The sequence below is a fragment of the Aureispira sp. CCB-QB1 genome (genome assembly GCF_000724545.1).
GTDB lineage: Bacteria > Bacteroidota > Bacteroidia > Chitinophagales > Saprospiraceae > Aureispira.
The window spans coordinates 356,212-373,519 of sequence record NZ_JHBV01000030.1 but is presented as its reverse complement, the minus strand read 5'-3'; the positions used below and the strand labels follow the sequence as shown (position 1 = coordinate 373,519).

The window sequence follows — 17,308 nt, the reverse complement described above, 5'->3', positions numbered from 1 at the left end:
CAAAGAAGTAAAGTCCTTCAGCGCCGATGGTACTGCCTTATGGTGGGAGAGTAGGTCACCGCCTTCTTTTTTTTTCTTAAAAAGTCTGTTGAAAAGTTAGGAACGATATGCCAAAAGCGGCGATAAGATCTATAGGATTTTATCGCCGCTTTTTTTGTTGTGATAAATAATTTACCAATTTTACATGTGAATAAAAATAAGGATTCTACTAAAAAAGGAACCTTTGAAAAGATTTTTTCGTTCTTTTTTTGATTATCTTACACAAGATTGGTGAATTATTTGTTTCACCTTCATTTTTACATTAGATTAAATAGCTTTGAGATGTTCAAAAATTTGAAATCTTTATTTATAATTGAAACAACAGAGGATAATCAAAAAAAAGAGGAAGAATTAACTTCAGATAGTTCTGTCGAAAATGCAGAGTATCTTTTAGGAGAATTGGATGATTTTGATGATTTTGATGAGAAATTAGAAGCTGCGTTGAGTGGCGAAATGATTGAAAAGGAAGGAGTCGTAGATAATCAAATTATTGAACAATTATTATTAGAGGTTGAAAAGAATGATTTAGAAGGCTTTGATTATTTTGAATATAAAAAAGCATTAAAAGCATTGGATAAAATGCCAATGAATGAAGTTACTAAATATCGATCTGCATTTGCGACAGCTTCAACAATGGGGGTCACTTTAGATGATCTACTAAAAAGTGCGGCATTTTACGTATCTATCCTTGATGCTGAAAATGAAAAAGTCAACACAGATTTTGAAAAAAAAATCACAGAAAGTGTCGGTAAAAAGGAAGAAGAAATAGCGGATCTTAAAAATACGATTCAAGAAAAAAAAGCTTTGATTAAAAAGCTGACAGAAGAAATCGAGACGCATGAAAACCAAATCACAGATTTAAAATATAAAGTAAAAGATGCCAAAAAGGAACTGACTGAAAATCAAAATGATTTTAAAGTTTCTTTTGATTATTTAAAATCTCAGTTTACAATAGATATTGCTAGAATGAAGGAATATTTAAAGTAAAAGATACATATCTTATGTTATGTAGTAACTCAGCAATTTGTAGATATATAGCTTCAATCCAATCTTACTTTTATTGAAAAGTTTGCCTTTATTCTTTTCATCTGAATAGTACTCAAATAAGGAAAATAGAGCTGTATATTAAGTTTATTATCACTATTATTTACAAACAAATTAGACACACTTAGAACTTATTAAAATTATGGCGACAGCAAAATTAACTCCCTTGTCAAAAATATTAATTGCAATTATCGTAGCAGGAGCAGCCTATTATGCTTATACTTTATTTGCAGGTGGAAAAACAAGTGAAATTTCATCACCAGATGGAACTTCAACAGCAACAAAAGAAGGTTATAAGGATGTAATAAATATTGGTGTTGTTACTTGGGGAGGTTATGCTGGAGGACAATATTTTAATGAAGGTTTCAAGGCTAATACTGAATCTAGGTTTTTTAAAGAGTATGGGTTTAAGGTTAATTTTGAAGTAATTGATGATTTTGATGCTTCTAGAGATGCTTTTAAAAATGGCTCTATTGATTTGATGTGGGCAACTATTGACGCCTTTCCTACAGAGGTTGAGGGATTGGCACAGTATCAGCCTCAGGTTGTTTTTCAAGCAGACTGGAGTCGTGGGGGAGATGCCATTGTTGCTAGAAGAGGGATCTCAAAAGTGAGTGACTTAAAAGGTAAAAAAATCGCTGTAGCTCCAATGACTCCTTCTCATTCATTTTTGATTTGGCTATTAGAAGCAGGAGATTTATCTACCAAAGATGTGACAATTATAGAAGTACCAAGTGCAATTGATGCTGCTGATGCGTTCAAAAGTAATACGGTTGATGCTGCTGTGGTTTGGAGTCCAGATGATATTGATTGTGTCAGCAAAGTAGCTGGTTCTAGAGTGCTTGAAAGTACTAAAAATGCAACGCATATTATTGCAGATGTTTTTGTTGCTAAGAAAGAGTTTATTGAAAAAAATAAAGATCAATTAAAAGATTTGTACGAGGGGTGGATGACTGGTGCTGCTGAATTGAATGCTTCTGAAGAGAATAAGAAAAAAGCAGCTAAAATTTTGGCAAAAGGCTTGTCTCAGCCTGAAGGTTTCTGTTATGATGCTATTAATAACGTACGTCTAGCAACGCATGAAGATAACAGAGATTTCTTTGGGCTTAACACAGATTATAATGGAGTGACTGGCGAGGATTTGTATAATAAAATGAAAGTGAAGTACAATGAGTTGGGGTATAATACGAGTGGCGCAAAAAGTTGGAGATTATTATCGACCAAAGATTTAGTTAACAGTGTTGCGCTTTCTGGTGCTGAACACAAGGCAGAAGAAGAAAAGACATTTACAGAAGTGAGCGAAGATTTAGAAACCAAAGAATCTATTTCAACCCTAAAAGTTAGTATTAGTTTTAGAACTGGAGAGTACGAAATTGATGATAATGCTAAGCAACTGATTGATATTAAATTTACACCTATCGCAAAGGCTTTTTCTAATGCACGTATTAGAATCGAAGGGAATACAGATAATGTAGGTTCTACAAAATCGAATATTGAGTTGTCAAAAAAGAGAGCACAGTCTGTTGCGAACTATTTGATTGAAGAGCATAACATGCCTGCTAATCGTTTTATTATTGTAGGAAATGGTCCTAATAAACCTGTAGAAGGTTGTGAGGAAAATCAAAATAATGCTTGTAAAGCTAAGAATAGACGAACAGACTTTGAATTGGTTACTGACTAATCGCTCATTTTATGAATACTAAAAATTTATTCGAATTACGAGGAAGTTTATCTTCTAGAGATAATTTTATTCTTTCGTTGGTAGGAGTAGTTATTCTAATTGGGCTTTGGTTTGGTCTAGCCGAATTTTTAGCTCAAAAGGTGATTACTCAAGATGATAAAATTGATGTGAGTACGCTTGCTCTAGAAAAAAGAGTTTATTATGAAAGTGACTCATTATTAATTGCAGAATACGATCAATTAGAAAAGTTAAGTACTGAAGAAATAAAGAGCTATGGACTAAAGAGCAACAAAGTGTATCCTTTGTTGCCTTCTCCTATGCAAGTAATTCAGGCTTTTCCTGATCTAAATAACAACGATGATGTGGTGAGCAATACCATCTATTCTATCAAACTCAATGTCTTAGGTTATTTATTAGCAATACTTATTTCGATTCCTTTAGGGTTTTTATTAGGCTTAATTCCTCTATTTCGAGGTTTGTTTAGCCAAATTATAAATTCCTATCGTTTCATACCATTAACAGCTGTTACAGGGATTTTTATTATGTGGTTGGGATTAGGAAGCAGCATGAAAGTTACCTTTTTAGCTTTTGGTATTATTGTTTACTTGATACCTGTTATTATACAAAGAATTGACGAAGTACAAAAGGTATATCTAAATACTGTTTTTACATTGGGCGCAACCTCTTGGCAGACGGTGAGAACGGTATATATGCCTTATGTGTTTTCTAAAATAGTTGATGATATTCGAGTTTTAACTGCCATTTCATGGACGTATATTACTATTGTAGAGATGTTGAACAAAGGGGGAGGAATTGGTGAGTTGATTTGGACAGCAAAACGGCAAAGTAGAATTGATAAGGCTTTTGCAATTTTGATTATTATTGTTGTAATTGGTGTTATTCAGGACAAACTCTTTGTTCTGATAGATCGCATGCTTTTCCCTCACAAACACGTTAATAAAGTGAACAAACACTAAATATTATGGGATTAAAGTTTGAAAATACTTCAGCTGAAAATTTGATAGAATTAAGAGGGGTTGATCAGTCCTATGGCGATACAAAGATTATTGAGAATTTAGATTTATTAATAGAAAACAAGCCCATGCAAGGACAATTTGCTTGTATTTTGGGCATGTCTGGATGTGGAAAGTCTACGATACTGAGATATATTGCTGGATTGCAACAACCAACGAAGGGAACGGTGTTGGTAAAGGGAGAACCTGTCAGCGCTAATAATAGAGTAAGTATGGTTTTTCAGCAATACTCCTCTTTGCCTTGGATGACGGTTTTGGATAATGTTAGCCTTGGTTTACGATTTCAAGGTGTTCCAAAAAAGGAACGAGACGAAAAGGCAATGGAAATGATTCAACTGGTTGGTTTGGAGGGGCATCATGATAAATATGCACAATATCCCAATCTGTCGGGAGGGCAATTGCAGAGAATTGCGATTGCTAGAAGTCTAATGTCTAATCCTGAAATTTTGTTAATGGATGAGCCGTTTGGCGCATTGGATATCAAAACTAGATTGCAAATGCAAGATTTACTGATTGGAATTTGGGAAAAGTTTAATCCAACCATTCTTTTTGTAACACATGATATTCAGGAGGCAGTATACTTGGGGGATGATATTTTTATTATGAAGCATGCGCCATCAAATTTCGTTAAAAAAATTCATGTAGATTTACCATTCCAAAGAACAAGGGCAACAAAGCGTTTGCCTCGATTTGATGAATTGGTGCATGAGGTAGAGGATGCAATGATGCAGATTGATACAGAATAAGGTGGTCGAGCCTAGGAGACTGTTGTTTAGAAATAGAAGATTGGGACGAAGTTGATACAAGTACTTAAAGTACTCTTTAATCTCAATTAATGTAGATAATGTCTATAAAACGATATCGCCCAAGATGGTTCTTTCCGTCTTGGGCGATGTTGTGAGGAGCTATTGATAGTAATCAAAACAAGGTGATTTCAGAAATAAAATCCTTCGATTGTTAGCAAATATTACCATTTGGTAAAGGGCAAAAAACGAGGAACTGTTTTTTGATACTCCTTATATTCAGGATATTTTTTGGTAGTAATACTTTCTGAAAAGTCAGAGCTGCTTTTGAATAAAATAACGAGTAATAAAGCCCCTGCAATACTCCAGTTTAAAATTTCACCTGTTGCGACAATACTGAAGCAATAGAATACAATCCAAATGGCTTGTTCTGCCATATAGTTAGGATGCCTCATAATGCCCCAAAGTCCCGTTCTAATAAAACCGTGTGCATATTCTCCAAGTTCTTCATTGGCATTGATACGACGGTATTTTTCGGTCTGAAAAACCCATTGTTGTTGATCGGCAATAGTTTCTATAATAACAAAGAAGATAAATAAGGCTGCCAACAAATAATCAGTCCAAATAAGACCAGTAGGAGCCGCTTCGCTCAAACCAGTTAAAATAGGTAACGTAAATAAGTAAATCAGGGTCATTTGGTAGGCACAAATAAAGAAAAGATTGAAGAGAAACCAAATTGCCTTATTATTAAAGCCTGGTCGTTGGCGCAGGACTTCCCAACGATAGTCTTCTTCTCCTTCCCAAAACTTGATGGAATATCCACCTCTACGGGCAAAATTTAAAGATAAACGGATGCCCCAAATAGTTACTAAAACGGACATCAGAACCATACGGCTGTCCCAACCTCCTGCATAAGTAATATACCAAGCATAGACAATTGGTATGATGCTCCATAATTTATCGACTTGGCTATTATTGCGTGCTAATTCTCCGACAATAAAACAATAGGCGGTAGCACCAATTAAAATATAAGAACTATCCCAAAGAATCATTTCTTGCAGTTCGGTTAGCGGAGTCCCATAGTTGAAGGCTACATAAGGAACAACCAAAAGTGTAAAGATTAAGATAATTATCGTAACTAACATTTGATTATATTTTATAGTTTTTGGATAAGGTTTGCTCAGGGTAAACAACTAGTAAATCTATACAAAACTTTTGGGATAGGGGAGTATTGAAGTTAAAAAATGCCATTAGAAGATATTTCTAATGGCATAATAAATCGTATAGAAGATTTCTATTTTTGTCGGAAGAAAAAGACAACGGGTGAACCTGTGAAGTTAAATTGTTCCCTAAATCTATTTTCTAAATAGTTTTTATAAGACTCCTTAATGTGTTTCGGGTAATTACAAAACATGGCAAACGCAGGATAAGGAGTATGTATCTGTGTTGCATATTTGATGCTAATAAAATGACCACGATGCGGTGGTGGTGGATGTGCAGCAACAATTTCTTGCACGAACTCATTTAGTTTAGAAGTGCTAATACGAGTCGCTCTATTTTGATATACTTCTAAGGCAACATCGATTGCTTTGTAAATACGTTGCTTTTCTAATACAGAAATGAATACAATTGGTACGTCATTGAATGGCGCAATACGTTCTCTAATTTTATCTTCAAAATCTTTTGCCGTATTGGTTTCTTTATTTTCTACCAAATCCCACTTATTGACCAAAATAACAATCCCTTTGTTGTTCTTAATAGCCAAACGGAATATATTCAAGTCCTGTCCCTCAATCCCTTTGGTTGCGTCCAGCATCAAAATGCAGACATCTGCATTTTCCAAAGAGCGTACAGCACGCATTACTGAGTAAAACTCCAAGTCTTCAGAAACATTTTTCTTTTTGCGAAGCCCTGCTGTATCAATTAACAAGAATTCTTTGTCGAATTTGCTGTATTTAGCATGAACACTATCTCTAGTTGTCCCAGCAATCTCGGTAACGATACTACGATCTTCTTCTAACAAAGCGTTGGTGAACGATGATTTTCCTGCATTGGGTCTACCAACAATAACAAACTTAGGAAGCTCGTCTTCGACCAATTCTTCTTCAGGAAGAAGTCGTATGACTTCATCCAACAAATCTCCCGTACCACTTCCTGAATTAGAAGAAATAGGAAACATTTTGTCAAAACCTAAAGACCAAAATTCATGCGCATCCAAATGGCGGGCACTGTTGTCTACTTTGTTGACAACCAATAATACTTGTTTTTTGGTACGATGCAAGATTTCTGCAAGATGCTCATCCAAATCGGTGACACCTGTGTTGACATCTACAACAAAAAGAATGACTTGCGCTTCTTGAATTGCAGTATGAACTTGAGTGCGAATAGCTGCTGCAAAGTCATCTTCTGAGTCTCCAATAAAACCTCCTGTATCTACCAACATAAACTGTTGACCATTCCACTCTGAAGAACCATATTGACGATCTCTAGTGACGCCACTAACATCGTCTACAATAGCTTTGCGCATCCCTAGCATTCTATTAAAGAAGGTCGATTTACCAACATTGGGGCGACCAACAATAGCTACTAAATTGCCCATTATAAATGTTTTAATTTTTCTTGGTACCTTATTATTATAAGGTAAGTAATCGTTCAAAAAAAAATAATCCCATTTTTTGTTCTTATTTTTTCTGACCACTTACTTAGTCAGTAAATGCACCAAAAAAATGATTTTTTTAATATACTTTGAACCTAAAAAAAGCCATCCCGAATCAGGTTCGGAATGGCTTTTTATCATTGGTAGTGTAATTATACTACATGAATGAAGGTACGATTCTTGTATCCTTTTTTGAATTCAACGATACCATCTTTTAAAGCAAAGATAGTGTGGTCTTTACCTATTCCTACACCATTACCTGGGTGGAAGCTAGTACCTCGTTGACGTACGATGATATTTCCTGCAATAGCCGACTGGCCGCCAAACAATTTGACACCAAGACGTTTACTTTTACTATCACGTCCGTTATCCGTACTACCTACCCCTTTCTTATGAGCCATGATTTATACTTTTTATAAGTTATTGACTTAAGGTTAAATAATAAGATCCAGCATTATGCAATGCTATCAATTTTGATTTTTGTGAATTGCTGACGGTGTCCGTTTTTGCGACGGTATCCTTTGCGGCGTTTTTTCTTGAACACGATGACTTTATCACCTTTTACTTGCTCAAGAACAGTAGTGTTTACTGTTGCTGCCACACTAGGAGTTCCTACTTGGAAGTTTCCTTCCTTCGCTACGAGGAGTACTTTGTCGAAAGTAACTTTATCACCCTCAGCAGCTTCTAAGCGATTTACGAAGATCTCTTGTCCTTCGCTCACTTTGAACTGTTGTCCTTTGATTTCTACTATTGCGTACATTTTTTTAATTAAATTGTTATCTACAAATCACAAATAGGTCACAAAGATAGTCTTCTTTGGGAAAGAATCAAAAAAAATGTAAGTAATTAGTGTTTTTTTTGAGAATTAACTCAAAAATATCGTTTAAAACCCAAATAGAGGACTTGGAGGAAAGAGCTTTTAAATAAAAGCTAGCGTTTGAATAGCAAATACCACAGCTAACACTATCTCGTCAACTGTGGCAAACTCTAATTAACCAACATTCTATAATCCTCTTGTTATTTGACGGTTAAACTATATTGTTCTGTTGGATTCAATGGGCAAAAATAGATGTACTCCCCTTTTTTTAAAGTAACTTTTTGTGTCAATGAGGATTCGCCATCTTTGATCGTTTTTTGCACATATCCTTCTTTTATATGATGTTTTTGTTCTGGTTTACCTTTGGGAGCTATGACAAAGCCTATTTCGTGATCTACCCCAACATTTGCAATTTCGAATTGATATGTTCCTGCTTCTAAAGTTAAACTTTGAACCGTAAACTTACCAGGTGTTTGCTCTAATTTTATCACTGGAGTTTGCATTGCGTCTTGTGCAAAACCCAAACTAACAAAGCCCATAACCAAAATAACGATTGCAAATAATTTATTTTTCATTGTAATAAGAATTTAACTGAAGTTGTTAGGTATTGTATCTTCTGAATTTGAATTCAATAACAGGTGTTAAGACCAGCAACTTCATGATTTAATAATGTGTATTTGAATTACTTAATACAAAGATGAGACATTATGCTTGCTTAGAGTTAGGCTTCTTTTCCCTAGAAGTTGGCTAAATTACCTTTGTTATTAAAAATTAATAGCTGACCCCCAAAAGCAACCTGCATTATGCGTAGAAAAGCCTTTAGTTGAATTAGCTAAAAAATTTTTAATTACAATATTTTGTATAAGGTGTGGTAGAATAATACTAAAGAATTGCTACTAGATTTTCTCTTTAAAAACAATATTTCAAAAAGTGAACTTCGCACAAGTGTATCTTTTGATTAATAATGAATTATGAGGGAAATGAAATGAGAATACTATGGCAATTTATCGAATTATAAGTTTATACTTAGGTTTATGGTGGGTGCTTGGTTGCCAAGCACCTGCTGAAGAAAGGATACTCGCAAGGAAGTCTGAAAATGCCTTTGTTGATACGAATGTTTTACCCTTGCAGGAAGATGCAATAATGTCTGATGCATCAATTTATGGAGACTTACCAGATAGTGTTGTTGCAGAATTAAAACTAATGGATAGTTTATTGTTATTATCAGATGCTAAAATTAAGAAAATAGCAGCAGAAAAAGAATCACTAGAAACGGCTTATTGGTTAGATATAGCTGCTTTGGATACTGTTTCACTAGAACATTGGGAGGATTTGAAATCAGGACATTTCAAACAACAACAACTCTCTTTTGACAATGTGCAATCGATTTATCAGAGCAATTTTAAACAAGTGAAGCAGTTGTTGGCTACCCAAGGAATTTATTCTTTTGATATAGATCTATATTTACGTGCCTTTAAAGAGGAAGGAAGGCTGGAGTTGTGGGCAAAACCTAAAACTAAAAAACATTATACATTAATTACAAGTTATCCTTTTTATCAAGGCACGAGTCGTTTGGGACCTAAGCGCCGTCAAGGAGACCACCAAGTTCCAGAAGGGATATATTATATTGATTATTTTAATCCAGAGAGTACTTTTAAGATTTCATTGCGATTAAACTATCCCAATGCTGCAGATAAGATTAGAAATGCAAAAGAAGCGGATTTGGGAGGGGCAATTTGTATTCATGGAACGGACGCTTCTATCGGTTGTTTGGCGATTACAGACTTAAGAATTCCTAACGTATATATTTTAGCAACAGAAGCAAAAGATAAAGGTCAACAAGAAATTCCAATCCATATTTTTCCTACTCGTCTAACATGGGACAATATGGAAGCATTGAACAACCGTTTTGCCGATAACAAAGAATTTAGAGATTTATGGGCAAGTATGGCACCTATATATACCTATTTTGAAAAAAATCAAGCATTGCCTAATATAGAAATTACGGCAAAAGGCATTTATAGTCTAAAATAAGTTAGCATACCAGCATAGGATTTTTAATGTCAATCAATTATCTAATTTTGTTGTGCTATATTCACAATAATGTGTATTTTTGATAGAAGAACCGCCCCTTTCTTATCATATAAATATACAAAACAAACATGAAAAAATACCTACTACTGAGTTTGATCTCTTGCTTAATAATTGGATCGAGTTTTGGACAAATTACGTACACGTCGATTAGTTTTCCGCAAGCTGGCGATATTCTTTCGATTTCTACTGCTGTAGATTCTTCCCTTACGATTACCCCCCCTAGTGCCACTGCAACCGCTTGGGATTTTTCGCAACTGGTGGCCATAAATACCAATTATGATACGATACAGGCTGCCTCAACAGGCGGTTTTTATACGCAATTTTCAGATGCAGATATTTTACAGCCACTTCTAGGGCAAGTAGGGGTAGCCTATACCGATGTGACCGCTACTCAAATGGAACGTATAGGAGGAGGTTTTGAGATATTAGGAATTTCTTTTGTCAATGCTTTTGCCAATACGCATGTTACACAGGTAGTTCCATTAACGTATAACGACATGGCATCTGATGTATATGCATTTCGATTTAGCGAACATATTGATAGCGTGCCTTTTTTGCGCCAATTAATTGATTCTTTAGTAAGTGGATTGCCATTTGGTTTGAGTCCTGATTCTGTTCGAATTGCAATTGATGGAGATGAAGATAGAGTTGTAGATGCATGGGGAACTTGCGCTATGGCAGACAGTACTTATGACGTTTTGCGTCAAAAAGTAGTGACAGAGTTTGAGGTGAAATTTGAAGTAAGCGTGAATGTACCTTTTTTAGGAAACCAATGGGTTAATGTTGCCAATTTTATACAACTGCCTTTCCCTACCAGAGGAACAACAGTACAATACAATTTTTTGTCCGAAGGCGTAAAACAACCTTTGGTAAGCCTAACCTTGGATAGTGCAGAAACAATGGTGACTAATATCGAGTTTTTGGATACCACCATCAATAACCCACCAAACACCATTGATGTTCGTTATGTGGAAGATGAAATTGCTGCGCAAATTTATCCAAACCCTGCGCAACAACAGGTGCAAATAAAAATGAATGCTGCTGATTTGCCTACTGATGGTTATAACTTATTGTTGGTAGATATGTTGGGACGGGTTGTTTTGTCAACATCCAACATTCAAAATGAGAATCATGTAGTAGATATACGTACTATTGAGAATGGCCATTATATTCTGATCTTGCAAAATCAAGTCGGTAAAATACTTAAACGAGCAACCCTCGAAATACATAAGTAATAATTACTCGTAAGAGAATAAACAGTCTGCTAGCTAGGCAACTATAAAGTGAGATAGCAGGCTGTTTATTGTATTCAATAGTTAGCTTTGTTGCTATGTATTGTAATCAAGCAGATTAATCCCAAGTATTGTTTTTGGACATCGCATATTTTCCTGCTCCTGTAAAAAACAAAGCAACTGCACCAAACAAATAGAGTCCTAGTAATTCAATGCCCCAACCTCCATGTTGGTTTAAAGTGAAAATATCTCCCATGTGTACCAATAAGATTGCTACCAAACAATTGAAGGCATAAATAGCCGCTGCTATTCGAGTTCTAAAGCCAGCTAAAATAGCGATAGGAGCAAGAACTTCTCCGACTATAACTCCATAAGCAATAAAGGTTGGAATTCCTTTGTCTGCTAAAACGCTTTCAATAAAGCCCAGACCTCCTCCTAGTTTTCCAATACCATGCAACAACATTAAAACTCCGATAGAAATTCTAAGTACTAATAATCCTAGATCTGTGTTCTTTTTCATGTTCTTTTTTTTTGATAAGAGGTAGAACTAATAGACCTTAATTGATCAACTAGCTTCTCTGTTTTTGAAAATTATTTTTTGAATGATCGCTTGATTTTTTAATAATTAAAGACAACTTTGAAAATGCTATATATTTAATAGCCAAAAATCTATGAGCAGAAAACAAAGGTCTGAAAAATAAATAAGAAAAAAATTGAACTAGATTAAGAAATCATTTGGTACGTCTATTTCTTAAAATACTCAAAAATTCAGGTGTGATGCCCAAATAGCTTGCAATGTGTTTTTGAGTGATTCGTTGAACCAAGTGAGGATACTGGTGGATAAAAAATTCATAACGTTCTTTTGCGGTAAAGGACAAACTTTGAACAATTCTATCTTGCTGCCCAATAACAGAGTTTAAAAATAAAGCATGAGAGTACTTCAAAAAGCTAGGAACTTCTTCTATTAAAATTTTCCAGTTTTTACTGGTTATAGCCAAGACAGTCATGTCTTCTAATGCTTGAATACTAAAAGTAGCAGGGCTGTTGTTGATAAAGCTCTTTAAATCCCCTGCCCACCAATTTTCTACTGGAAAAAATGAATTGTGCTCTACTCCATTGTAATCGGTAATGTATACTCGTGCACAACCTTGAATTACGAAAAATTCGTATCGGGCTAAATTTCCATACTGAAGCAAATGCTCTTTTTTTCTAAACTGTTTTTGTTCAAATTTTTGTAAAATTACTTCCAATTCATTGTCAGGAATAGAGACTTGATTTTTTAGATGTTTGATTAATGGCTCCATTGTATTTACTTATTTGGTATAATATAATGATAGCCAGCTAAATTTTTACTTTTTTAGCAAGAAACATAAAAAGCATCTAGTATTAAATAGCTACTATCTTGCATTTCATGAGCGTTACGCAATTAATCGTCAGTATTTTAAGGTTCAGAAGGCTTGGATGGTATGCTGTTGATTATTAGTGTGATATAGTTTTGAGAAAAAACAGTGCTCTAAGGAATAAATCTCTTTTTCAACCAATCTTTTATTCATTTGATTTTTATTCTCAAAATACTTATTTTTGATGCTCTTTTACGCAGAAGAGTTACAATTATACGATTGTAGATATTCATCAAGTAAGTAAATTCAATAGTTCGTTGAAACCACGCAGTAACAGTGAACCGAGCTATGCGAGCTCACGATCGTAGGGAGTAACAAAGCTAACTAAAAGCAAAGCGCTCACGCAGTACCACGAAGTAGCAGCGCAGCTAACTAAAAGCGCAGCGCTCACGAAGTAAACTAATATGAATGTGTTTTTTTATCTTTTTGGTAAAAAAATCAACGAACTACTATAAATTGTAACGATTATAAACAAAGTAAGCAACACATTAGATTAAAAAGTATGATAAACAGAATAGCTCAGGCATTAAACTTAAGTCCAAAGCCAGTAGAAAATGTCATTGAATTATTTGAGGATGGAGCAACCATTCCATTTATTGCACGTTATCGAAAAGAAGCAACAGGGAGTTTAGATGAGGTAGCCATCATGGAAATTTTTGAAGAATGGGAACGTCAAAAGGATATTTTGAAACGTCAGGAATCTATTCTAAAAACAATTGAAGCACAGGAAAAACTGACACCTGAATTAAAATCTAGAATTGAACGTACGTTTGATTTGACAGAGTTGGAAGACATCTATTTGCCATACAAAAAGAAACGCCAAACTCGTGCCGCAAAAGCTAGAGCAAAAGGATTAGAGGGATTGGCAAAATTACTTTTGGAACAGCGAATTGGGAATGTATCGAAAGAAGCACAAAAGTTTGTAAAAGGAGAGGTAGTAGATGTTGATGATGCTTTGCAAGGGGCAAAGGATATTATTGCAGAATGGATCAATGAGGATGAAAAAGCTAGGAATGCTGTTCGTCGTCAATTTGAACGATACGCTAAGAGTGTCGCTAAATTGGTAAAATCAAAAGAGGAGGAAGCCATAAAGTATAAAGATTACTTTGAGTTTGAAAAATCTTTGGATAGAGTACAACCACACCAGTTGTTGGCGATCTTGAGAGCTGAAAAGGAAGGCTTCTTGAAAGTAAACATAGAGCCAGAGGAGTTCCGTCCTCTAGAGAGTTTGGATAGAATTTATCTAAAAGGTGGCAAGGACGAAGTAGAGGATGTGGTAGCCGATGCCATCACAGATGCTTATAAGCGTTTGTTGAAACCATCTATTAGCACAGAATTTAGAAACAAAGCAAAAGAAAAAGCAGACGAACACTCTATCAATATATTTGCGACCAACTTGCGTCAATTGTTGTTGGCTTCTCCTTTGGGACAAAAGCGTATTTTGGCCATAGATCCAGGTTTTGCAACAGGATGTAAAGTAGTGTGTCTTTCAGATACAGGAGACTTAAAAGAGCATGCGGTAATTTATCCTACACCGCCTCGTAACAAAACAGCAGAAGCAGAACGTATTCTAACTCGTTTGGTTCAAAAATATAATATTGAAGCGATTGCTATTGGTAATGGAACAGCTGGTAGAGAGACAGAAGCTTTTGTACGTGGCTTGAAATTTCCGAATAAAGTAGATGTATTTTTGGTAAACGAGAGTGGAGCTTCTATTTATTCTGCATCAGATATTGCTCGCAAAGAATTTCCAGATGAAGACATTACAGTGCGTGGCTCGGTATCTATTGGTCGTCGTTTGGCGGATCCATTGGCTGAGTTAGTGAAGATAGACCCTAAATCGATAGGAGTAGGACAATATCAGCACGATGTAGACCAAAAGAAATTGCAATCCAAACTAGATGCTGTTGTAGAGAGTTGTGTGAATGCTGTAGGGGTTGATTTGAACACTGCCAGTGAGCATTTATTGACGTATGTGTCAGGGTTGGGGTATAGTATTGCTCGTAATATTGTGGCGTATCGCAAGGCAAATGGTTCGTTTAAAAGTAGAAAAGAATTACTTGATGTGCCTCGCTTGGGAGCCAAAGCATACGAGCAAGCAGCTGGGTTTTTGAGAGTTAAAAATGCTAAAAATCCATTGGACAACACAGCCGTACATCCAGAGTCGTACCCTTTGGTTAAGCAAATGGCTAAAGACCTTAAATGTAAGGTAGAAGACTTAATTGCAAATGCAGAGTTGCGCAAGCAAATTGATTTGCATACTTATACTTCTGAAAAAGTAGGTTTGCCAACCTTGAAAGATATTCTAGGAGAGTTAGAAAAACCAGGGCGTGATCCTCGTTCTACACGCCAAGTCTTTTCTTTTGCTAATATTAGTACAATCGAAGAACTAAATTCAGGGATGAAATTGCCTGGAATTGTAACGAATATTACGGCTTTTGGTGCTTTTGTAGACATAGGAATCAAAGAAAATGGGTTGATTCACAAATCAAAAATGAGTCACAAATTTGTAGACGACCCAGCGACTGTATTAAAGCTTGGACAAGAACTAGAAGTAACTGTAATGGAGGTAGATTTAGGACGCAAGCGCATTCAATTGTCTTTAATAGATTAATTGGATCCTAGTATCCTATATTTAGCTAAGTATTTTAATTAGGTTGCTTTATTTTAAACTTGTATTGCAAAGAATAAGTTTAAAATAAAGCAGTTTAATTTTTACATTACTCCATTAAAAAATCAATGGAGTATTAAGTTTTATATACCTCTAATTATTTACTTAATGGGTATTTTGATGGTATACGTACGTTTTTGTGTATTGCTCAAGGTTGCATCCAATAACCAAGGATTATATAACTTGAGCATTCGATAAGAAATATGGTGTTTCTGAGCATAGGCAGCCAGATCAGGGATATTGCCTTTTTCCGTTATTGCCTTGAAACGAGGCATTGGAGGATAGAGATCTTTTTGAGAAAGCTGAAAACCATAGGTCTCTGGAGCTTGCATAATGGTTTTTATAGCCATAATTCTAAGAATATAACGAGCTGTTTCAGCATTTAAATCCAAATCAAAATAGCTTGTTCCGCCTTGCTTTTTTAATTGCTTTCTGAGTCCAAGGCTTCCCATATTGTAAGCAGCAGCAGCTAATGTCCAAGAGCCTAATTGTTGGTAAGCCTCTTTTAGATACTGACAAGCGGCAACCGTTGCTTTTTCTAAGTGATAGCGTTCATCTACCTCCGCATTAACTTCTAATCCTCGTTCTTTGGCACTTTGAGGCATAAATTGCCAAAATCCTTTGGCACCAGCAGGAGAAGTGGCGTTGGATAATGCTGATTCGGCTACTGCCAAGTACTTGATGTCATCAGGAACGCCTTGTTGGGCTAAAATAGGTTCGATAATAGGAAAGTATCGATTCGCCTTTTTTAGAAATAGTAGTGTAGATGAATGACGAAAACAATTGGCAATTAATTCACGGTCAAAGCGCTCTTTGGCATCAAAATTATCCATAGGCAAAAGTTCTCCAGCAAAATCAACTTGTTCAGGAATAGGAGGTGCTGTAACGCCATCTCCTGTTGGAAGGTTTGTTGCTGTTTTGGGAGCTTGAAAGCTGAAAAATGAAAATAACAAACCTATGACAGGAAGCAGTAAAAATAAACGAAAAGCAGTATGTTTTTGAAATGATTTATTTTGAGCGATCATTTTGATACGATTTAATGTTAATGAATGACTAAAATGGTTGCTAAAAGCAAACTGATTGGATAGAGAGGCATATTTGGCAATGAGTTGTTGATACTGTATCGCATCTACTCCTTGATCAATAAGTACTTGATCTACTTGATACTCATGCACCTCAATTAGGTTTTTTCGGAACCAATATATAAAAGGATTAAACCACTGAAAAAGACAAACAATTTCGGTTAGAAAACGGTCAATACTGTGTTTTAAATTAGCATGGATACACTCATGCTGGACGATTAATGTTTTGTCTTTCGATTCCCAAATATTTCTACTAATTAAAATATAATGCAAAAAGGTAGCGGCATAATTGGGTTGATGGAGTAAGACGAAACAATGACCATCTTTTCTTATGTTATGGTGACTAAAAACAGCACAAAAAAAATAAAATAATTGAATTAAAAAGCGACCACTTACAATGCACAAACCTAGCCCATACAATACAAGCAACCAGTAGATTTTGGGTTGGTTAGAAGAAGAGGGGGTCGCAATTTTTTCTGGTGAAGCAGTAGCACTAAGTATCGAGTCTTTTGCCCCAATCAAACTTACAGTAGGCACTATTTCGTGTGCCAAATCATCTTCGGTTAGACTGTATTGTTCTGTAATTTGTGTGCCAAAAAGTGTATCAAAGGTGAAGGAAAAGTCAACATTTGATTCAACTTTAATAAAGGGTAAAAGCACACTTATTATTAGTATAAATAATAGGCTGATTCGCCGTATACGTATAGATGTTTTCTGACGAATTGCCAAGTAATAAATAATTGTGAGCAAACTTAGTGTTGAAGCAGAAACTAAAAGGCATCGCATTAAGTCCATAAATAGCTGTTTTGTCAAGA

15 protein-coding genes are annotated in these 17,308 nt (G+C 35.3%); 7 read left to right on the top strand and 8 right to left on the bottom strand.

Annotation, left to right across the window (positions count from 1 at the left end; translation table 11 throughout):
* The first annotated feature begins 333 nt into the window (after nucleotides 1-333).
* The 4 genes from CG11_RS15980 (at nucleotide 334) to CG11_RS15965 (ending at nucleotide 4,544) form a co-directional block, all read left to right on the top strand.
* Nucleotides 334-1,026, top strand: a complete 693-nt coding sequence (locus CG11_RS15980; RefSeq protein ID WP_156039797.1) for a hypothetical protein — start codon at nucleotides 334-336, stop codon at nucleotides 1,024-1,026.
* A gap of 199 nt (nucleotides 1,027-1,225) precedes the next feature.
* Nucleotides 1,226-2,764, top strand: coding sequence for a phosphate ABC transporter substrate-binding/OmpA family protein (locus CG11_RS15975; RefSeq protein WP_052597785.1), 1,539 nt, complete (start codon nucleotides 1,226-1,228; stop codon nucleotides 2,762-2,764).
* 11 nt (nucleotides 2,765-2,775) lie between these two features.
* Nucleotides 2,776-3,741: an ABC transporter permease gene (locus tag CG11_RS15970; protein WP_052597784.1), complete on the top strand. Its 966-nt coding sequence runs from the start codon at nucleotides 2,776-2,778 to the stop codon at nucleotides 3,739-3,741.
* A gap of 5 nt (nucleotides 3,742-3,746) precedes the next feature.
* Entirely contained in the window at nucleotides 3,747-4,544 is a 798-nt protein-coding gene (locus CG11_RS15965) for an ABC transporter ATP-binding protein (RefSeq protein ID WP_052597783.1), read from the top strand.
* Nucleotides 4,545-4,765: 221 nt separating this feature from the next.
* Here the strand turns inward: CG11_RS15965 and CG11_RS15960 are convergent, their stop codons facing one another.
* From CG11_RS15960 to CG11_RS15940, 5 genes are all read right to left on the bottom strand, one after another.
* Nucleotides 4,766-5,686: a DUF1295 domain-containing protein gene (locus CG11_RS15960; protein WP_052597782.1), complete on the bottom strand. Its 921-nt coding sequence runs from the start codon at nucleotides 5,684-5,686 to the stop codon at nucleotides 4,766-4,768.
* Nucleotides 5,687-5,835: 149 nt separating this feature from the next.
* Complete coding sequence (gene der, locus CG11_RS15955; protein WP_052597781.1) at nucleotides 5,836-7,140, bottom strand: ribosome biogenesis GTPase Der; 1,305 nt, start codon at nucleotides 7,138-7,140, stop codon at nucleotides 5,836-5,838.
* A 209-nt stretch (nucleotides 7,141-7,349) separates the two neighbouring features.
* The gene (rpmA, locus tag CG11_RS15950) at nucleotides 7,350-7,598 is read right to left on the bottom strand and encodes a 50S ribosomal protein L27 (protein ID WP_052597780.1); all 249 of its coding nucleotides are present in this window, start codon (nucleotides 7,596-7,598) and stop codon (nucleotides 7,350-7,352) included.
* Between the two features lie 53 nt (nucleotides 7,599-7,651).
* Entirely contained in the window at nucleotides 7,652-7,957 is a 306-nt protein-coding gene (gene rplU / locus CG11_RS15945; protein WP_052597779.1) for a 50S ribosomal protein L21, read from the bottom strand.
* Nucleotides 7,958-8,214: 257 nt separating this feature from the next.
* On the bottom strand, nucleotides 8,215-8,589 hold the full coding sequence (locus CG11_RS15940) for a cupredoxin domain-containing protein (RefSeq protein ID WP_052597778.1): 375 nt from the start codon (nucleotides 8,587-8,589) through the stop codon (nucleotides 8,215-8,217).
* 421 nt (nucleotides 8,590-9,010) lie between these two features.
* Between CG11_RS15940 and CG11_RS15935 the strand changes: the two genes are divergently transcribed.
* Together CG11_RS15935 and CG11_RS15930 are read left to right on the top strand one after the other, a co-directional pair.
* Nucleotides 9,011-10,048 carry a murein L,D-transpeptidase family protein gene (locus tag CG11_RS15935; RefSeq protein ID WP_052597777.1) on the top strand — a complete coding sequence of 346 codons (1,038 nt, stop codon included), beginning with the start codon at nucleotides 9,011-9,013 and terminating at the stop codon, nucleotides 10,046-10,048.
* A 128-nt stretch (nucleotides 10,049-10,176) separates the two neighbouring features.
* Entirely contained in the window at nucleotides 10,177-11,343 is a 1,167-nt protein-coding gene (locus CG11_RS15930) for a T9SS type A sorting domain-containing protein (protein ID WP_052597776.1), read from the top strand.
* A gap of 115 nt (nucleotides 11,344-11,458) precedes the next feature.
* Here CG11_RS15930 and CG11_RS15925 read toward each other — a convergent pair whose 3' ends face one another.
* The gene (locus tag CG11_RS15925; RefSeq protein ID WP_052597775.1) at nucleotides 11,459-11,860 is read right to left on the bottom strand and encodes a DoxX family protein; all 402 of its coding nucleotides are present in this window, start codon (nucleotides 11,858-11,860) and stop codon (nucleotides 11,459-11,461) included.
* A 211-nt stretch (nucleotides 11,861-12,071) separates the two neighbouring features.
* Entirely contained in the window at nucleotides 12,072-12,644 is a 573-nt protein-coding gene (locus tag CG11_RS15920) for a Crp/Fnr family transcriptional regulator (RefSeq protein WP_052597774.1), read from the bottom strand.
* 598 nt (nucleotides 12,645-13,242) lie between these two features.
* On the opposite strand from CG11_RS15920, the gene CG11_RS15915 reads away from it, so the two are divergent.
* Nucleotides 13,243-15,354 (top strand): Tex family protein, encoded by a 2,112-nt coding sequence (locus CG11_RS15915; protein ID WP_052597773.1) that lies wholly within the window; start codon nucleotides 13,243-13,245, stop codon nucleotides 15,352-15,354.
* Between the two features lie 158 nt (nucleotides 15,355-15,512).
* On the opposite strand, the gene CG11_RS30385 is transcribed toward CG11_RS15915, so the two are convergent.
* A complete protein-coding gene (locus CG11_RS30385) occupies nucleotides 15,513-17,288 on the bottom strand; it encodes a M56 and MltD domain-containing protein (RefSeq protein ID WP_197043865.1) in 1,776 nt (591 codons plus the stop codon).
* Nucleotides 17,289-17,308: the final 20 nt, after the last annotated feature.